Raw genomic sequence first — 14979 nt, 5'->3', positions numbered from 1 at the left:
ATACGTTAGGTTGGCTGTCGTTGTGCCACGGATGTGACAGCATTTTCGTCAAAAGCGAGCTATCTGCAAAACCAACGCGGCGCGGAGAGCGCGCCTGCCGGGGACATTGAGTGTTGGAGTTCAAGACGATGAAGAAGATTCTGTTTGCGACCGTTGCGCTGCTCGCACTGGGCGCCGCTGCGCCGGCGATCGGTGCCGATCTCGGCAACCGCAACTATTACAAGGCACCCGCGCCCGCCTACGCCGCGCCGATCTACAACTGGACCGGTTTCTACGTCGGTGCGCATCTCGGCGGTGCGTTCTCCAGCGACAACAATTTCAACGGCCTCTCCACCGGCAACAACGGCAACGGCCGTTTCCTCGGCGGCGTGCAGGCCGGTGCTGACTGGCAGTTCAACCCGAACTTCCTGGTCGGCGTCGAAGGCCAGTACTCCTGGCTCTCCGGCAGCGTCGGTGCGGTGTTCCCGGGCGGCGTCGCCTACACCAACGATCAGCGTGGCCTCGGCTCGATCACCGGCCGCGTCGGCTACACCTGGGGTCCGGGCCTGCTCTACGTGAAGGGCGGCTACGCCTATTCCGACAACAACGAGAAGGTGACCGTCGGCGGCGTGCCGACCGCCTTCGTCATCACCGGCGATCACCGCAACGGCTACACGGTCGGCGCCGGCCTCGAATACATGTTCGCCCCGAACTGGTCGGCCAAGGCCGAGTATCAGTATTACAATTTCGGCGACGCGCACTTCACCGGCGGCCCGCTGACGGGCACCGGCAACTTCACCACCGACGACCACACCATCAAGGCGGGCGTCAACTACCGCTTCAACTGGGCCAACTCGGCCGTCGCGCGTTACTGATCGGGCTCTTAAAACCACATCGCGACCGAGGGCCGGCAACTCTGCCGGCCCTTTCTTTTTTCGCTGTGCGGAACTAGCCAACCAATTGTGCAACTTGCGATTTTTTAACCCGCCCAAAGGATACTCCGCCGCGAAAACATAAAGATCATGGGTGGGGGAATTTCGATGGCGATCCGTCTGGGCGTTGGCCGTGTGTTCGGCCGTTTCAAGCCTCGCTTCAAGATGCCGAGATGGGGTGTGCGCGGCAGCCTGTTCGCGGCCTTCGCGGTGATCACGGCGATGGGCCTCGTGATCGCGGGCGGCGCCGGCTTCGTGTTCAATCATCTCGGCAGCACCATGATGGATCTGAGCGGCCGCGACATTCCGCGTCTCTCCGCCAGCCTTCAGCTCGCCTCGCAGAGCGCAACGCTCGCGGCGCAGGGCCCGGGCCTGCTGGCATCGCCCTCCGAAGAGGCCCTGACCGAACGCACCAAGAGCGTGAAGGACATCCAGCAGCTCGCCATGGCCAAGCTTGGCGAGATCATCGAGCTCGGCGCCGACAAGCAGATCGCGACCGCACTGCGCGACACCGCCAAGAGCATCGACGAAGCCACGCAGAGCCTGGTCTCGGCGGCGCGCGAGCGGCTCGAGACCGGCGCACAGCACGACAAGCAATACGAAGCGCTACGCAAGGCCCAGCTCGCCTTCGTCGGCGCGGCCGGCCCGGCGATGCTGGATGCGCAGACGCGCCTGAACGCGATCCTGGGCGCGGCGGACGTTTCCGCCGACGATGCCACCGAGGCCGCCCGCACCGTCGCGCAGATTTCGACGGTCTCCGCCAACGGCAATCTGATGGCCGCCGACATGATGGCGGCGCTGTCGGCGAGCAACAGCGACATGCTGGAGGTGATCGAGAAGGAATTCAAGGCGACGCGCGACCGCGTCAAGTCGAACCTCGAAGACCTCCCGAAGATTGCCTCGATGCAGGCCGTGCGCGACGCCGTGCAGAAGCTGTTTGCCTTCGGCGAGGGCAAGACCGGCGTGTTCAAGATCCGCCAGAAGGAGCTCGACTCCATCGACTACGGCCAGACCATCCTGGACGAGACCCGCAAGCTCAATGTCGGACTCAGCATCAGCGTGCAGCAGCTCGTCGACGGCGTGCAAAAGGAGACCAACGCGTCGACGTTCCAGGCGCGTCAGGAGATTTCGCTCGCCACCACCGCGATGCTGGCGCTCGGCGCGCTGATGCTGGTCGGCTCGTCGCTGTTCGTCTGGCTCTATGTCGGCCGCAACATCCTGCGCCGCATCCGCGAGCTTCAGCGCGCCATGCAACTGCTTTCCGCCGGCGATCTCGACACCGAGATCGTCCGCTCCCGGCAGAACGACGAGATCGGTGCGATGAAGGAAACGCTGACGGTGTTCCGCGACAGCATGATCGAAGCGCGGGCGCTTGCCGGCGAGCAGGACAAGGACCGCATCGCCAAGGCCGAGCGTGCCGCGCATATGGAGGCGAAGATCGCGGAATTCGAGAGCACCATGCGCACGGCGCTCGACAATCTCGCGCAATCCGCCAATTCGATGCAGACGACCGCGCAGAGCATGTCGAACACCGCCGACCAGTCCAACGCGCTGGTGAACGCGGTTGCCTCCGCCGCGGAGGAGACCTCGGTCAACGTGCAGACGGTGTCGTCGGGCACCGAGCAGCTGTCGTCCTCGATCGAGGAGATCAGCAAGCAGGTCGTCACCTCGGCCGCGATCGCCAAGAAGGCGGTGGACGAAGCCGGCGCCACCGACACCACGGTGCAGAGCCTCGCCGACAGCGCCAGCCGCATCAGCGTCGTCGTCGACCTGATCCAGACCATCGCTTCGCAGACCAATCTGCTCGCGCTCAACGCCACGATCGAGGCGGCGCGCGCAGGCGAGGCCGGCCGCGGATTCGCGGTGGTGGCATCCGAGGTGAAGAGCCTTGCGAGCCAGACCGCCAAGGCAACGGAAGAGATTCGCACCCAGATCGCCAGCATGCAGTCGGTCACGACCTCAGCAGTCGGCGCCATCCAGGGCATCGGCCGGATCATCGGCGAGATCAACGACGTCACCACCACGATCGCTGCCGCGGTCGAGGAACAGGGCGCGGCCACCCGCGAGATCGCCCGCAACATCCAGCATGCCGCCGGCGGAACCAGCGAGGTCTCCAGCAACATCGTCGGCGTCTCGACGGCATCGGCCGAGGCCGGCGCTGCGGCGACCGAAGTGCTGGGTGCCTCGGACGCGCTCCGCCGCGAGGCCGACATGCTGCGCGGTGAGATCGACGCGTTTCTGAACAACATGCGAGCGGCGTAAGCCGCCGCTCTGCCGCGGCCTGTCGCCCGGATGGAGCGCAGCGTAATCCGGGACTTACTTGCATGCGGCACGAACCCCGGATTTCGCTTCGCTCCATCCGGGCTACGGAATACGGCCGGAATGACCGCTATGCGGAAGCGCGTCAGCGCCCCTTTTTCGGCTGGCGCCCCGCCCGCACTGGGTTTAAGCCGGTAGCATGAACCCAAGAACCGACACCGTGCAGTCCTCCGCCGAGGCCCTGCGTTATCCCTGGGAACAGCATCCGGGCCCCGAAGAGGTGGTGGAGGTGCGTCCCGGCGTGATGTGGGCGCGGCTGAAACTGCCGTTCCGCCTCAACCACGTGAACATCTACCTGCTCGCCGACGGCGACGGTTATGCGATGGTCGATGCCGGCTTCGGCAACGAGGAGACGGTCGAGGCCTGGACAAAACTGTTCGAGGGGCCGCTGAAGGGCGTCAACATCACGCGCCTGATCGTCACCCATTCGCATCCCGACCATGTCGGCCTTGCGGGCTGGATCGTCGAGCGCTTCAACTGTCCGCTGGTGATGTCGCAGGTCGAATATCTGCAGTCGGTCTATCATCAGAACCGCGGCACCGAGGAGCGCCGCAACGCGCAGCGGCTGTTCTTCCGCCGCCACGGCATGGACGAGTCGCTCACCGAGAAGCTGCTCGGCCGCGGCCAGGACTACCTCAAGCAGGTGTCGGTGCTGCCGCCGTCCTATCACCGCATCTCGCACGGCGACGAGGTCGTGATCGGCACGCGCCGCTTCAAGGTGATCACCGGCGGCGGCCACGCGCTCGACCAGGTGATGCTGTATTGCGCCGACGACAAGCTGTTCCTCTCCGCCGACCAGGTGCTGAGCAAGATCTCGCCGAACGTCAGCGTGTGGGCGGTCGAGCCCGACCAGAACTCGCTCGGCGAATATCTCGCCTCGCTTGCGAGCCTCACGACGACCCTGCCCTATGACTTGCTGGTGCTGCCCGGCCATGGCGTGCCGTTCTATGGCCTGAAGACTCGCATCAAGCAGCTCGCCGATCATCACGAGGAGCGCTGCCGCCTGATCGCGGAAGCCTGCCGCGAGGTACCGCAGACCTCACGCGCCCTGGTGCCTGTTGTGTTCAACAAGCACGTGCTGGACGAGCACCAGATGGGCTTTGCCGCCGGCGAGCTCGTCGCGCATGTCAACTACATGATCGTCGAGGGCCGGCTGACGGCCGAGACCAAGGACGGCGTGCTGCAGTTCAGGACAACGTGAGTTCTTTTTTCACCTCGCCCCGCCTGCGGGGAGAGGTCGGAATTCGCGCGTAGCGCGGATTCCGGGTGAGGGGGACTCTCCAAGAATCCCACTGTCACCGCCGCTGCTGAAACAGCCCCTCACCCCAACCCTCTCCCCGTAAGAACAGGGCGAGGGAGCGCACCCTCCCAGCTGCGTCACCTTCACTTCATATTCGCAATCGCGTGCAGCGCCGCTGTGTAGCCGAACGGGCCGAGCCCGCAGATCACGCCGGTCGCCACGAACGAGATCTTGGAGTGGCGGTGATACTCGTCGCGGGCGTGAATGTTGGAGATGTGGACCTCCAGCACCGGGCCTTCGAATGTCTTGATCGCGTCCATGATCGAGACCGAGGTGAAGGAAAGCCCAGCCGGATTGATGATGATCGCATCGGCATCCTGCCGTGCCGACTGGATCAGATCGACCAGCACACCTTCATGGTTGGACTGGTGGAAAGCGAGCTTGAGCCCGAGCTTGGCGGCGGCTTCCTCGCAGCTCGCATTGACCTGGTCGAGCGTCGTGGTGCCGTAGATGTGCGGCTCGCGGATACCGAGCATGTTGAGATTGGGACCGTTGAGGATCATCACGCGCTTCATGGACAGGTCCTTTCAAAGTTTTGTTTGAGCATGATCTTATCGGAAAGCCTCTGCACACTTTTCCGGATCATGCTCTAGCCACCGAACCACTTGGCCGGGCCGGTGACGAGAACGGGAAACAGTGTCAGCAAGGCCAGCACGGCCAGCTGAGCGATCATGAAGGGCCAGACGCCGCGGATCAAATCGTCCATCGAGACGCGGGAGACGCCGCAGACGACGTTGAGCACGACGCCGACCGGCGGCGTGATCAGGCCGATCGCATTGTTGATGATGAAGAGCACGCCGAAATAGACGGGGTCAATGCCGGCCTGCTTGACGATCGGCATCAGGATCGGCGTCAGGATCAGGATCGTCGGCGTCATGTCCAGCGCCGTGCCGACGATCACGACGATGATCATCAGGACGATGGTGAGGAGCGTCTGGTTGCCCGCGAACGGCTTGACCAGGGTCACGATCTGGTCGGAGATTTCGGCGACCGTGATCAGCCAGGACGAGACCAGCGCGGCCGCCACGAGAAACATCACCACGGCCGTGGTCTGCGCAGTCGAGACCAGCAGCGCCGGCAATTGCGCGGGCTTGAGCTCGCGATAGACGCCCATCGCCACTACCAGCGAATAGACCGCGACAACGACGGCCGCTTCCGTCGGGGTGAAGATGCCGAAGCGCAGGCCGAAGATGATGATCATCGGCAGCATCAGGGCCCAGAAACCGTCGATCAGCGCGCGCCAGATCTCGGCGACGCTCTTGCGCGGCAGGCGGGCCGGGTTCTCCTTGCGCACCACCCACCACCAGGCAAAGCACAGGCCGGCACCGAGCAGCAGGCCCGGCACTATGCCGGCCAAAAACAGCTTTGAGATCGAGACATTGGCGGCGACGCCGAAGATGACGAAACCGATCGAGGGCGGGATTACCGGCGCGATGATCCCTCCGGCCGCGACGAGGCCGGCCGCGCTGGCGCGATTATGACCGGCGGCCGCCATCATCGGCACCAGCAGCGCACCGAGCGCCGCTGCGTCCGCGACCGCCGAACCCGACAGCGAGGCCAGGATGCAGGAGGTGAGGATCGCGACATAGCCGAGCCCGCCGCGGAAATGGCCGACCAGCGCGATGGCGAAGTTGAGGATGCGGCGCGCCAGCCCGCCGGTGTTCATGACCTCGCCGGCGAGGATGAAGAACGGCACCGCCATCAGCGGAAACGAATCGACGCCGTTGATGACGTTCTGTGCGATGATCTGGGAATCGAACATCGCCAGATACGTCATCAGCGCGATGCCGCAGATGATCAGCGCGAACGCGATCGGCATGCCGATCGCCATGGCGCCCAGCAGGGAGAAGGTGAAGACGGCGACGGTCATGCCTGCTGCTTTCCGCTGGTCAGGTCAGGAGAATGCGAGAGCTCCTCGGATTCGCTGATGGCGATGAGATCGGCATCGGCGATCTGCCCGGTCACGAGCCGGTAGAGCTCGTAGACGATGATCACGCAAGAGGAGGCGCCGAACACGATGCCGGCAGCGTAGAACAGTCCGACCGAGAGGCCCGAGGCCGGCGCCACCGTGTCCCAGTTCAGCACCGTCTGCTTCCACGAGCCTTCCGTCAGCAGGATGGAAGCGTAGAGCATCAGCACGTGGCTGAGGCCGTAGCAGACCTTGCGCCCAAACGGCGACAGCACCTTGACGAGGCTGTCGACGCCGAGATGCGCGTGCTCCTTCATGCCGATGATGGCGCCCAGAAACACCATCCAGACGAACAGCCAGCGTGACAGCTCTTCCGAGACGGCGATGCCGGAGTTGAAGCCGTAGCGCAGCACGACATTGCCGAACACCAGCACCACCATGGCGGCCAGCAGCACGGCGATGACCGCGCGGAGCAGCCAGAAATATGCGTTCACCATCGTTTTCATGATTTCCGGCCCGCCCCTGCGTGCCGGCTCAGGGCTTCGGCGCGTGAACGCGGTCGAGCTCGCTGTTGAACAGCTTGACGATCGCCGGGTCATAGTCGGCGGAGAATTTTTCCGCGATCGGCTTGGTCTTGGCGCGCATGCGATCGAGCTCGGCCGGCGCGATCGCATTGACCTCCATGCCCTTGGTCTTGAGCTCGTCGATCGCGGCCGTGGCCTGCTCGCGGCTGACCTTGCGCTGGTAGTCACGCGCCTCGATCGCGGCGTCCTGCAGGATCTTCTGCTCGTCGGGCGAGAGCCCGTCCCAGAACTTCTTGCTGATCAGGATGATGTTGGTCGAATAGGTGTGGTTGGTGACGCTGAGATATTTCTGCACCTCGTAGAACTTGTTCGACAGGATCACGGAGAACGGGTTCTCCTGACCGTCGACCGTGCCGGTCTCCAGCGCGCTGTAGAGCTCGGAGAAGCTCATCGGCACCGGATTGGCGTTGAAGGCGTTGAACGTCTCCAGATAGACCGGATTCGGGATCACGCGGATCTTGATGCCGCCGAGGTCTTCGCCCTTGGTGATGGCACGCTTGCTGTTGGTGACGTTGCGGAAACCGAGGTCCCAATAAGCGAGGCCGACGAGGCCCTTCTCCGGCAGCTTGGCGAGTAGCGCCGCGCCGAGCGGGCCGTCGAGCAAGGCGTCCGCCTGCTGCGGCGTCGAGACGATGAACGGGAAATCGATCAGTCCAAAGTCCTTGACGATGCCGACCAGCGACGTCGTCGCCGGCGACTGCATCTCCTGGGTGCCGGCGCGCAGCGCCGATTGCTGCTGCATCTCGCTGCCAAGCTGATTGGCCGGATATTCGCGCACCTTGATCTTGCCGCCGCTCTTGGCCGCGACGATCTCGGTGAATTTCTGCACGCCTTTGCTGACGGGATGGTCGGTGTTGTTGAGGTGGCCCCAGCGGATTGTGCGTTCCAGGATCGCCTGCGCGGAGGCCGGCCCCATCGCCGCCAAAGCGACCGCACCGATCGCCATCACCCACGCCAGACCTTTGAACCGAACAGGCATCGTGCCCTCCCCCTGATGATCTCGTTCTTAGGGGCGCGAAGGTCTTATAGGACAAATTATAAATCAACCTATATTTTTAGCTTCATATGATATTACAAGAAACGCTTGATAAAGTTGCGAAATTTGTCAAATCGCACGTCCAAGACGCTAGGATGAGGCATGGACATCTCTCCCGACACGACCGCCGAGACGGTGGGCGACAGCGCCTACCGCCGCATCCGCACCGACCTGATCTTCGGCAAGCTGACGCCGGGTCAGAAGCTGAAGCTCGAGCGCATGAGCAGTGCCTACGGCACCAGCATCTCGACGCTGCGCGAGACGCTGAACCGGCTGTGCTCGGAAGGTTTTGTCGTCGCCGAGGGCCAGCGCGGCTTCGAGGTGGCGCCGATTTCAGCGACCGAATTCCAGGAGATCGCGGAGCTACGCGAGCTGCTCGAAGGCCACATGATCGAGAAATCATTTGCGGCTGGCGATCTCGACTGGGAGGCGCACATCGTCTCCGCGCATCACAAGCTCGCGGCGATGGAGCGGATGCTGCTGTCGGGCGAGCGATCCGACGCCGAGAGCTGGAAACAGTGTGATTTCCAGTTTCATCGCGCACTCGTCGCGGCCTGCGGCTCCAAGGTGCTGCTCGACGCGCATGCCGCGGTCTACGATCGCTATCTGCGCTACCAGATGATCGCCGTGGTGTTCCGCGGCGAGATGGCGGCATCCGAGCATCGCGAATTGAAGGAGCTCGCGCTCAAGCGCGACGCTGGAGGTGCGAACAAGGTGCTGCACACCCACATCCACGATTGCGTCGCGCATGCCCTGCGCAATTCGGATTGGTTGAAGCCCGCCAAGGACGCGCGTGCCGAGCCGCGCAAGAGGGCCAAGTCCGGTTGAGGCTGGTAAAATCGGTGCTTCGAGGGATGGTGCAAAGCAACATCACATCTCGCGCGAACTTGATCGTGATCAAGTTTCAAATCGCACGATAGGGCATTTTGCCCAAATGCCCCTCACGACCAAATGTGGGATAGCACATAGACATTAGAGCTGGAAAAGCTCTAAGAAGATGCGCCCTTTTGGTCAGTTCCTTCTCAGGTTGCACCGATGGATTACGCCCAGTTCTTCAATTCCGCCCTCGATCGTCTTCACTCCGAGCGGCGCTATCGCGTGTTCGCCGACCTCGAGCGCACCGCCGGCCGGTTCCCGCACGCCGTGTGGCACTCGCCGAAGGGCAAGCGCGACGTCGTGATCTGGTGCTCCAACGATTATCTCGGGATGGGCCAGCATCCGAAAGTGGTCGGCGCCATGGTTGAGACCGCGACCCGCGTCGGCACCGGCGCAGGCGGCACCCGCAACATTGCCGGCACGCATCATCCTCTGGTGCAGCTCGAGGCCGAACTGGCCGATCTCCACGGCAAGGAAGCCGCGCTGCTGTTCACCTCGGGCTACGTCTCGAACCAGACCGGCATCGCGACCATCGCAAAACTCATTCCGAACTGCCTGATCCTGTCGGACGAGCTCAACCACAATTCGATGATCGAGGGCATCCGCCAGTCCGGCTGCGAGCGCGTCGTGTTCCGCCACAACGATCTTGCCGATCTCGAAGCGCTGCTGAAGGCGGCCGGCCCGAGCCGGCCGAAGCTGATCGCCTGCGAGAGCCTCTATTCCATGGACGGCGACGTCGCGCCGCTCGCCAAGATCTGCGATCTCGCCGAGAAGTACGGTGCGATGACCTATGTGGACGAAGTTCACGCCGTCGGCATGTATGGTCCGCGCGGCGGCGGCATTGCCGAGCGTGACGGCGTCATGCATCGCATCGACATTCTCGAAGGCACCCTCGCCAAGGCGTTCGGCTGCCTCGGCGGCTACATCGCCGCCAACGGCCAGATCATCGACGCCGTGCGCTCCTATGCGCCGGGCTTCATCTTCACCACCGCGCTGCCGCCGGCGATCTGCTCGGCCGCAACCGCCGCGATCAAGCATCTGAAGACCTCGAGCTGGGAGCGCGAGCGCCACCAGGACCGCGCCGCGCGCGTCAAGGCGATCCTCAACGCCGCAGGTCTTCCGGTGATGTCGAGCGACACCCATATCGTGCCGCTGTTCATCGGCGATGCCGAGAAATGCAAGCAAGCCTCGGATATGCTGCTCGAAGAGCACGGCATCTACATCCAGCCGATCAACTATCCGACGGTGGCCAAGGGCACCGAGCGCCTGCGCATCACGCCCTCGCCGTATCACGACGACGGCCTGATCGATCAGCTCGCCGAAGCCCTGCTTCAGGTGTGGGACCGCCTGGGTCTGCCGCTGCGCGAGAAGTCGCTGGCGGCGGAGTAGGTTCTTCTTTCGCCTCGCCCCGCTTGCGGGGAGAGGCCGGATCGCATCGTCAGATGCGATCCGGGTGAGGGGAGTCTCCGCGAGTCCAGCTGCCACCGTCCCCGTGGAGAGCCCCCTCACCCCACCCTCTCCCCGCAAGCGGGGCGAGGGAGAGCAGGCAGCTCACCCATGGCTTAACGACAACCCCAGTTCCCGGCTCAGCCTGGCATTTCGCTGTCGCCTCGACCCGCCCATCGCGCTAGATTTGCTGGGAAAATGAGACCGGGCGCATGCGCGCCCAGGGAGAAGCACGCTCGCAATGCTGCACGACTGGGGCGTGATCGCCGCGGCCTTCGGCTATATCGGCTTCCTGTTCCTGGTGGCGAGCCATGGCGACCGCCGCTCGCCGGCGGGGCACGGGCGCGCGTCCGGGCTGATCTACCCGCTGTCGATGGCGATCTACTGCACCTCCTGGACCTTCTTCGGCTCGGTCGGCTTCGCCACCCGCACCTCGACCGACTTCCTCGCGATCTATGTCGGCCCGATCCTGATGATCGGGCTCGGCGCCGGCGTGCTCCGCCGCGTGATCCAGCTCGCCAAAGCCCACAACATCACCTCGATCGCCGACTTCATCGGCGCGCGCTACGGCAAGAGCCAGGCGGTGGCGGCGACCGTAGCGCTGATCGCGATCATCGGCTCGGTGCCCTACATCGCACTCCAGCTCAAGGCGGTGGCGTCCTCGCTCGAAACGATCTTGAGCGAGGACCAGGCGTTTTCCCACATCCCGATCCTCGGCGACATGGCACTGATGGTGACGCTGGCGATGGCCGCCTTCGCCGTGCTGTTCGGAACGCGGCAGACCGATGCCACCGAGCACCAGCACGGCCTGATGCTGGCGGTCGCAACCGAATCCATCATCAAGCTGGTCGCCTTCCTCACCGCCGGCATCTTCGTCACCTTCTGGATGTTCTCGCCGCATGAATTGATCGAGCGCGCGATGAAGACGCCGGAAGCGGTGCGTGCGATCGAATACTCGCCGTCGATCGGCAATTTCCTCACCATGACGCTGCTGTCGCTGTGCGCGATCATGCTGCTGCCACGCCAATTCCATGTCAGCGTGGTCGAGAACTCCTCGGATGCGGAAGTCAGCCGCGCGCGCTGGCTGTTCCCGCTCTACCTCGTCGCCATCAATGTGTTCGTGATCCCGATCGCGATCGCCGGCCTCGTCACCTTCCCGTTCGGCACCGCCGATCCGGACATGTATGTGCTGGCGCTGCCGATGGAGGGCGGCGCGGATTTGCTCAGCGTCGCCGTCTTCGTCGGCGGCATGTCGGCGGCGACCGCGATGGTGATCGTCGAATGCGTCGCGCTCTCGATCATGGTCTCGAACGACCTCGTCGTGCCCCTGGTGCTGCAACGGCGGCCGGAGGGACGCACCGGCGGTGCCGATTTCAGCGATTTCCTGCTGCGCTCGCGGCGCCTCGCGATCTTCGCCATCATGGTGATGGCCTATTTCTACTACCGCGCGCTCGGCAACACCCAGCTCGCGGCAATCGGCCTGCTCTCCTTTGCCGCCATCGCACAGCTCGCACCGAGCTTCTTCGGCGGGCTCTTGTGGCGGCGCGCAACCGCGCGCGGAGCCATCGGCGGCATGCTGGTCGGCTTCGTGGTGTGGCTCTACACGCTGTTCGTGCCGAGCTTCATGGATTCCTCGACGGCCGGAATCCTGCTGCTCCAGCACGGCCCGTTCGGCATCGAGGCGCTGCGGCCGCAGGCGCTGTTCGGCGCCGATCTGCCGCCACTGATGCACGGCGTGATCTGGTCGCTCTCGCTCAATATCCTGACCTATGTGCTGCTGTCGCTGGCACGGCGGCCGTCGTCCATCGAGCTGGTGCAGGCCGACCTGTTCGTACCGAACACGCTCGCGCCGATCGCTCCGAGCTTCCGCCGCTGGCGCACCACCGTCACGGTGCAGGATATCCAGACCACGGTGGCGCAATATCTCGGCCCCGATCGCGCCCGGCATTCGTTCGAGGCCTTCTCGGCGCGGCGCAACGTGCGGCTAGAGCCTGCCGCGCCTGCGGATTTCGAGCTGTTGCAGCATGCCGAGCACCTGATCGCCTCGTCGATCGGCGCGGCATCCTCGCGCCTCGTGATGTCGTTGCTGCTGCGCAAGCGCACGGTGTCCGCGAAAGCCGCACTGAAACTGCTCGACGATTCCCATGCGGCACTGCATTTCAACCGCGAAATCCTCCAAACCGCGCTCAACCATGTGCGCCAGGGCATCGCCGTCTTCGACGATGATCTGCAACTGATCTGCTCCAACCGGCAGTTCGGCGACCTTCTCAACGTTCCGCCGCACTTCATCCAGTTCGGCACACCCTTGCGCGAAATCCTCGAATTCATGGATGTCAGCAACCCGGACGACCCCGTCGAGCGCGAGGCCATGCTGGAGCGGCGGCTTGCCGCCTATACCATCGACAGCGAGCCCTATCTCGAACGCCTGCCGGACCGCCATATGGTGATCGAGGTGCTGACCAACCGCATGCCCGGCAGCGGCTTCGTCATCACCTTCACCGACGTCACGCCCACATTCGAGGCGGCGGAAGCGCTGGAGCGCGCCAACGCGACCCTGGAAAAGCGCGTGCGCGACCGCACCGAGGAGCTGACGCGGCTCAATTCCGAGCTGGCGCAGGCCAAGAGCACGGCGGAAGACGCCAGCATCTCCAAGACGCGCTTCCTCGCGGCCGCCAGCCACGACATCCTTCAGCCGCTGAACGCGGCACGGCTCTATGTCACGAGCCTCGTCGAACGCCAGCACAATGGCGAGGAGACGCGCCTGGTCGAGAACATCGACGAGTCGCTGCAGGCGATCGAAGAGATCCTCGGCGCGCTGCTGGATATCTCGAGGCTCGACGCCGGCGCAATGGCAACCTCGATCTCGAGCTTCAAGATGGCCGATCTGATGCGCTCGCTGGAGATCGAGTTCGCGCCGATCGCGCGCGCCAAGGGCCTCGACCTCACCTTCGTGCCCTGCTCGCTGCCGGTCGAGTCCGACCGGCTGCTGTTGCGGCGGCTGCTCCAGAACCTGATCTCCAACGCGATCAAATACACTCCGCGCGGCCGCGTGCTGGTCGGCTGCCGCCGCCAGGGCCCCTCGCTCAAGATCTGCGTCTACGACACCGGCGTCGGCATCCCACAGGTCAAGCGCGGCGAGATCTTCAAGGAATTCCACCGGCTCGAGCAGGGCGCGCGGATCGCGCGCGGCCTCGGTCTCGGCCTGTCGATCGTCGAACGTCTGGCGCGCGTGCTCAAGCACGGCATCGCCATCGACGGCAACAAGAGCGGCGGCTCGGTATTCTCCGTGACGGTGCCGACGGCAAAGGCGATCACCCTCACCGCCGCCGTCACAAGCGCGACGCCGCTGGCGCGCACGCCCATCGCCGGCGCCTTGATCGTCTGCATCGAGAACGATGCGGCCATCCTCGACGGCATGCGCACGCTCTTGAAGGCCTGGGATGCCGAAGTGATCGCGGTCGCCGATCCCGAAGGCGCGATCGCCGCGATCGAGGCGGCCGGCAAGCGCGTCACCGGCCTCCTGGTCGACTATCACCTCGACCGCGGCAACGGCATCGCCGCCATCCGCGATATCCGCCGCCGCTTTGGCGACACCATCCCGGCGATCCTGATCACCGCGGACCGCAGCCCCGCCGTCCAGGTCGCTGCACGCGACGAGAAGATCGCAGTGCTCAACAAGCCGGTGAAGCCGGCCTCGTTGCGCGCGCTGCTCGGGCAGTGGCGCACGCAGCAGATGGTTGCGGCGGAGTAGGACGCACGGTCAGTAGTCGGTCGAGACGCTGAGCGAGCGCCACCGCTCCAACTCTTCGAGACGTTGCCGGTCCGTCGCTGCGATCGCGTTCACGGCGTCGCTGCCGAGCGCAATCCGTAAGGGCGGGCGATCCATCGCGACAAGCTTCAACACGACGGCGGCGGCCTTGGCAGGATCGCCGGGCTGACGGCCGTCATAATCTCGCTGCATCCTGACGGCGGCGCCAACGACGGCGTCGTACTCGGCGCGCCCCTCGTCGGTCGCATGCGCGGCCTGGGCAAACCCCGTCCGGAAGCCGCCGGGCTCGACGATCGTCACATGCACGCCGATCAGCGCCATCTCGCGTGCAAGCGACTCCGAAAAGCCTTCAACTCCCCATTTCGCGGCCGAATAAGCCGCGCGGGCCGGCGCGCCGATCCGGCCGCCGACAGACGAGAGCTGCACGATATGTCCGCGGCGCTGCCGGCGCAGCACGGGGATCGCCGCCTTGGTGACGATGATGGTGCCGATCAAATTGGCCTCGATCTGCCGCCGGAACGAGTCCAGGCTCATGTCCTCGACCGATCCGAGATCGCCATAGCCGGCGTTGTTCACGACCACATCGATGCCGCCAAACGCCGTCACGGCGAGGTCGATGGCGGCTTGCGCGGCGCCCTCATCGGTGACGTCGAGCTTTGCGAGCTGCAGTCTTTCACCGAAGCGTTCACGCAGCGGTGCGAGCGACGCGAGATCCCGGGCCGTGGCAACCACCTGGTCTCCCGCTGCAAGAGCGGCCTCCGTGATGGCACGCCCGAGCCCGCGAGAGCTGCCGCTGATGAACCAGGTCTTCATGTCAGCCTCTGCAAGG

Annotated in this window: 11 protein-coding genes; 6 read left to right on the top strand and 5 right to left on the bottom strand. The window is 64.6% G+C overall.

The genetic code is table 11. The features are described 5' to 3' along the window. Positions 1–128: 128 nt before the first annotated feature. From RAD16_RS01905 to RAD16_RS01895, 3 genes are all read left to right on the top strand, one after another. Positions 129–854: an outer membrane protein gene (locus tag RAD16_RS01905; protein WP_458156188.1), complete on the top strand. Its 726-nt coding sequence runs from the start codon at positions 129–131 to the stop codon at positions 852–854. Positions 855–1019: 165 nt separating this feature from the next. Continuing rightward, entirely contained in the window at positions 1020–3173 is a 2154-nt protein-coding gene (locus RAD16_RS01900) for a methyl-accepting chemotaxis protein (protein WP_458156187.1), read from the top strand. A 196-nt stretch (positions 3174–3369) separates the two neighbouring features. After that, positions 3370–4431, top strand: a complete 1062-nt coding sequence (locus RAD16_RS01895) for an MBL fold metallo-hydrolase (protein WP_458156186.1) — start codon at positions 3370–3372, stop codon at positions 4429–4431. Between the two features lie 182 nt (positions 4432–4613). On the opposite strand, the gene aroQ is transcribed toward RAD16_RS01895, so the two are convergent. The 4 genes from aroQ to RAD16_RS01875 form a co-directional block, all read right to left on the bottom strand. Continuing rightward, entirely contained in the window at positions 4614–5045 is a 432-nt protein-coding gene (gene aroQ, locus RAD16_RS01890; protein ID WP_458156185.1) for a type II 3-dehydroquinate dehydratase, read from the bottom strand. 74 nt (positions 5046–5119) lie between these two features. Continuing rightward, positions 5120–6400 (bottom strand): TRAP transporter large permease subunit, encoded by a 1281-nt coding sequence (locus tag RAD16_RS01885; protein WP_458156184.1) that lies wholly within the window; start codon positions 6398–6400, stop codon positions 5120–5122. Continuing rightward, the gene (locus RAD16_RS01880; RefSeq protein ID WP_458156183.1) at positions 6397–6945 is read right to left on the bottom strand and encodes a TRAP transporter small permease; all 549 of its coding nucleotides are present in this window, start codon (positions 6943–6945) and stop codon (positions 6397–6399) included. The genes RAD16_RS01885 and RAD16_RS01880 overlap by 4 nt, the downstream gene beginning before the upstream one ends. 28 nt (positions 6946–6973) lie before the next feature. Continuing rightward, positions 6974–8002: a TRAP transporter substrate-binding protein gene (locus tag RAD16_RS01875; RefSeq protein ID WP_458156182.1), complete on the bottom strand. Its 1029-nt coding sequence runs from the start codon at positions 8000–8002 to the stop codon at positions 6974–6976. Between the two features lie 159 nt (positions 8003–8161). On the opposite strand from RAD16_RS01875, the gene RAD16_RS01870 reads away from it, so the two are divergent. The 3 genes from RAD16_RS01870 (at position 8162) to RAD16_RS01860 (ending at position 14132) form a co-directional block, all read left to right on the top strand. Further along, entirely contained in the window at positions 8162–8887 is a 726-nt protein-coding gene (locus RAD16_RS01870; RefSeq protein ID WP_458156181.1) for a GntR family transcriptional regulator, read from the top strand. 207 nt (positions 8888–9094) lie between these two features. Beyond that, positions 9095–10324 carry a 5-aminolevulinate synthase gene (gene hemA, locus RAD16_RS01865; RefSeq protein WP_458156180.1) on the top strand — a complete coding sequence of 410 codons (1230 nt, stop codon included), beginning with the start codon at positions 9095–9097 and terminating at the stop codon, positions 10322–10324. Positions 10325–10622: 298 nt separating this feature from the next. Then, positions 10623–14132 (top strand): PAS domain-containing hybrid sensor histidine kinase/response regulator, encoded by a 3510-nt coding sequence (locus RAD16_RS01860; RefSeq protein ID WP_458156179.1) that lies wholly within the window; start codon positions 10623–10625, stop codon positions 14130–14132. Positions 14133–14141: 9 nt separating this feature from the next. On the opposite strand, the gene RAD16_RS01855 is transcribed toward RAD16_RS01860, so the two are convergent. Then, a complete protein-coding gene (locus tag RAD16_RS01855) occupies positions 14142–14963 on the bottom strand; it encodes an SDR family NAD(P)-dependent oxidoreductase (RefSeq protein ID WP_458156178.1) in 822 nt (273 codons plus the stop codon). Positions 14964–14979 lie beyond the last annotated feature (16 nt).

It is taken from the genome of Bradyrhizobium sp. 18BD (assembly GCF_054185225.1).
This window is presented reverse-complemented; position numbering and strand designations above follow the sequence as displayed.

What these genes read in the sequence shown, in the direction of transcription:
- RAD16_RS01905 (WP_458156188.1), top strand. Translation starts at nt 129, where the DNA reads ATGAAGAAGATTCTGTTTGCGACCGTTGCGCTGCTCGCACTGGGCGCC.
- RAD16_RS01900 (WP_458156187.1), top strand. Translation starts at nt 1,020, where the DNA reads ATGGCGATCCGTCTGGGCGTTGGCCGTGTGTTCGGCCGTTTCAAGCCT.
- RAD16_RS01895 (WP_458156186.1), top strand. Translation starts at nt 3,370, where the DNA reads ATGAACCCAAGAACCGACACCGTGCAGTCCTCCGCCGAGGCCCTGCGT.
- aroQ (WP_458156185.1), bottom strand. Translation starts at nt 5,045, where the DNA reads ATGAAGCGCGTGATGATCCTCAACGGTCCCAATCTCAACATGCTCGGT.
- RAD16_RS01885 (WP_458156184.1), bottom strand. Translation starts at nt 6,400, where the DNA reads ATGACCGTCGCCGTCTTCACCTTCTCCCTGCTGGGCGCCATGGCGATC.
- RAD16_RS01880 (WP_458156183.1), bottom strand. Translation starts at nt 6,945, where the DNA reads ATGAAAACGATGGTGAACGCATATTTCTGGCTGCTCCGCGCGGTCATC.
- RAD16_RS01875 (WP_458156182.1), bottom strand. Translation starts at nt 8,002, where the DNA reads ATGCCTGTTCGGTTCAAAGGTCTGGCGTGGGTGATGGCGATCGGTGCG.
- RAD16_RS01870 (WP_458156181.1), top strand. Translation starts at nt 8,162, where the DNA reads ATGGACATCTCTCCCGACACGACCGCCGAGACGGTGGGCGACAGCGCC.
- hemA (WP_458156180.1), top strand. Translation starts at nt 9,095, where the DNA reads ATGGATTACGCCCAGTTCTTCAATTCCGCCCTCGATCGTCTTCACTCC.
- RAD16_RS01860 (WP_458156179.1), top strand. Translation starts at nt 10,623, where the DNA reads ATGCTGCACGACTGGGGCGTGATCGCCGCGGCCTTCGGCTATATCGGC.
- RAD16_RS01855 (WP_458156178.1), bottom strand. Translation starts at nt 14,963, where the DNA reads ATGAAGACCTGGTTCATCAGCGGCAGCTCTCGCGGGCTCGGGCGTGCC.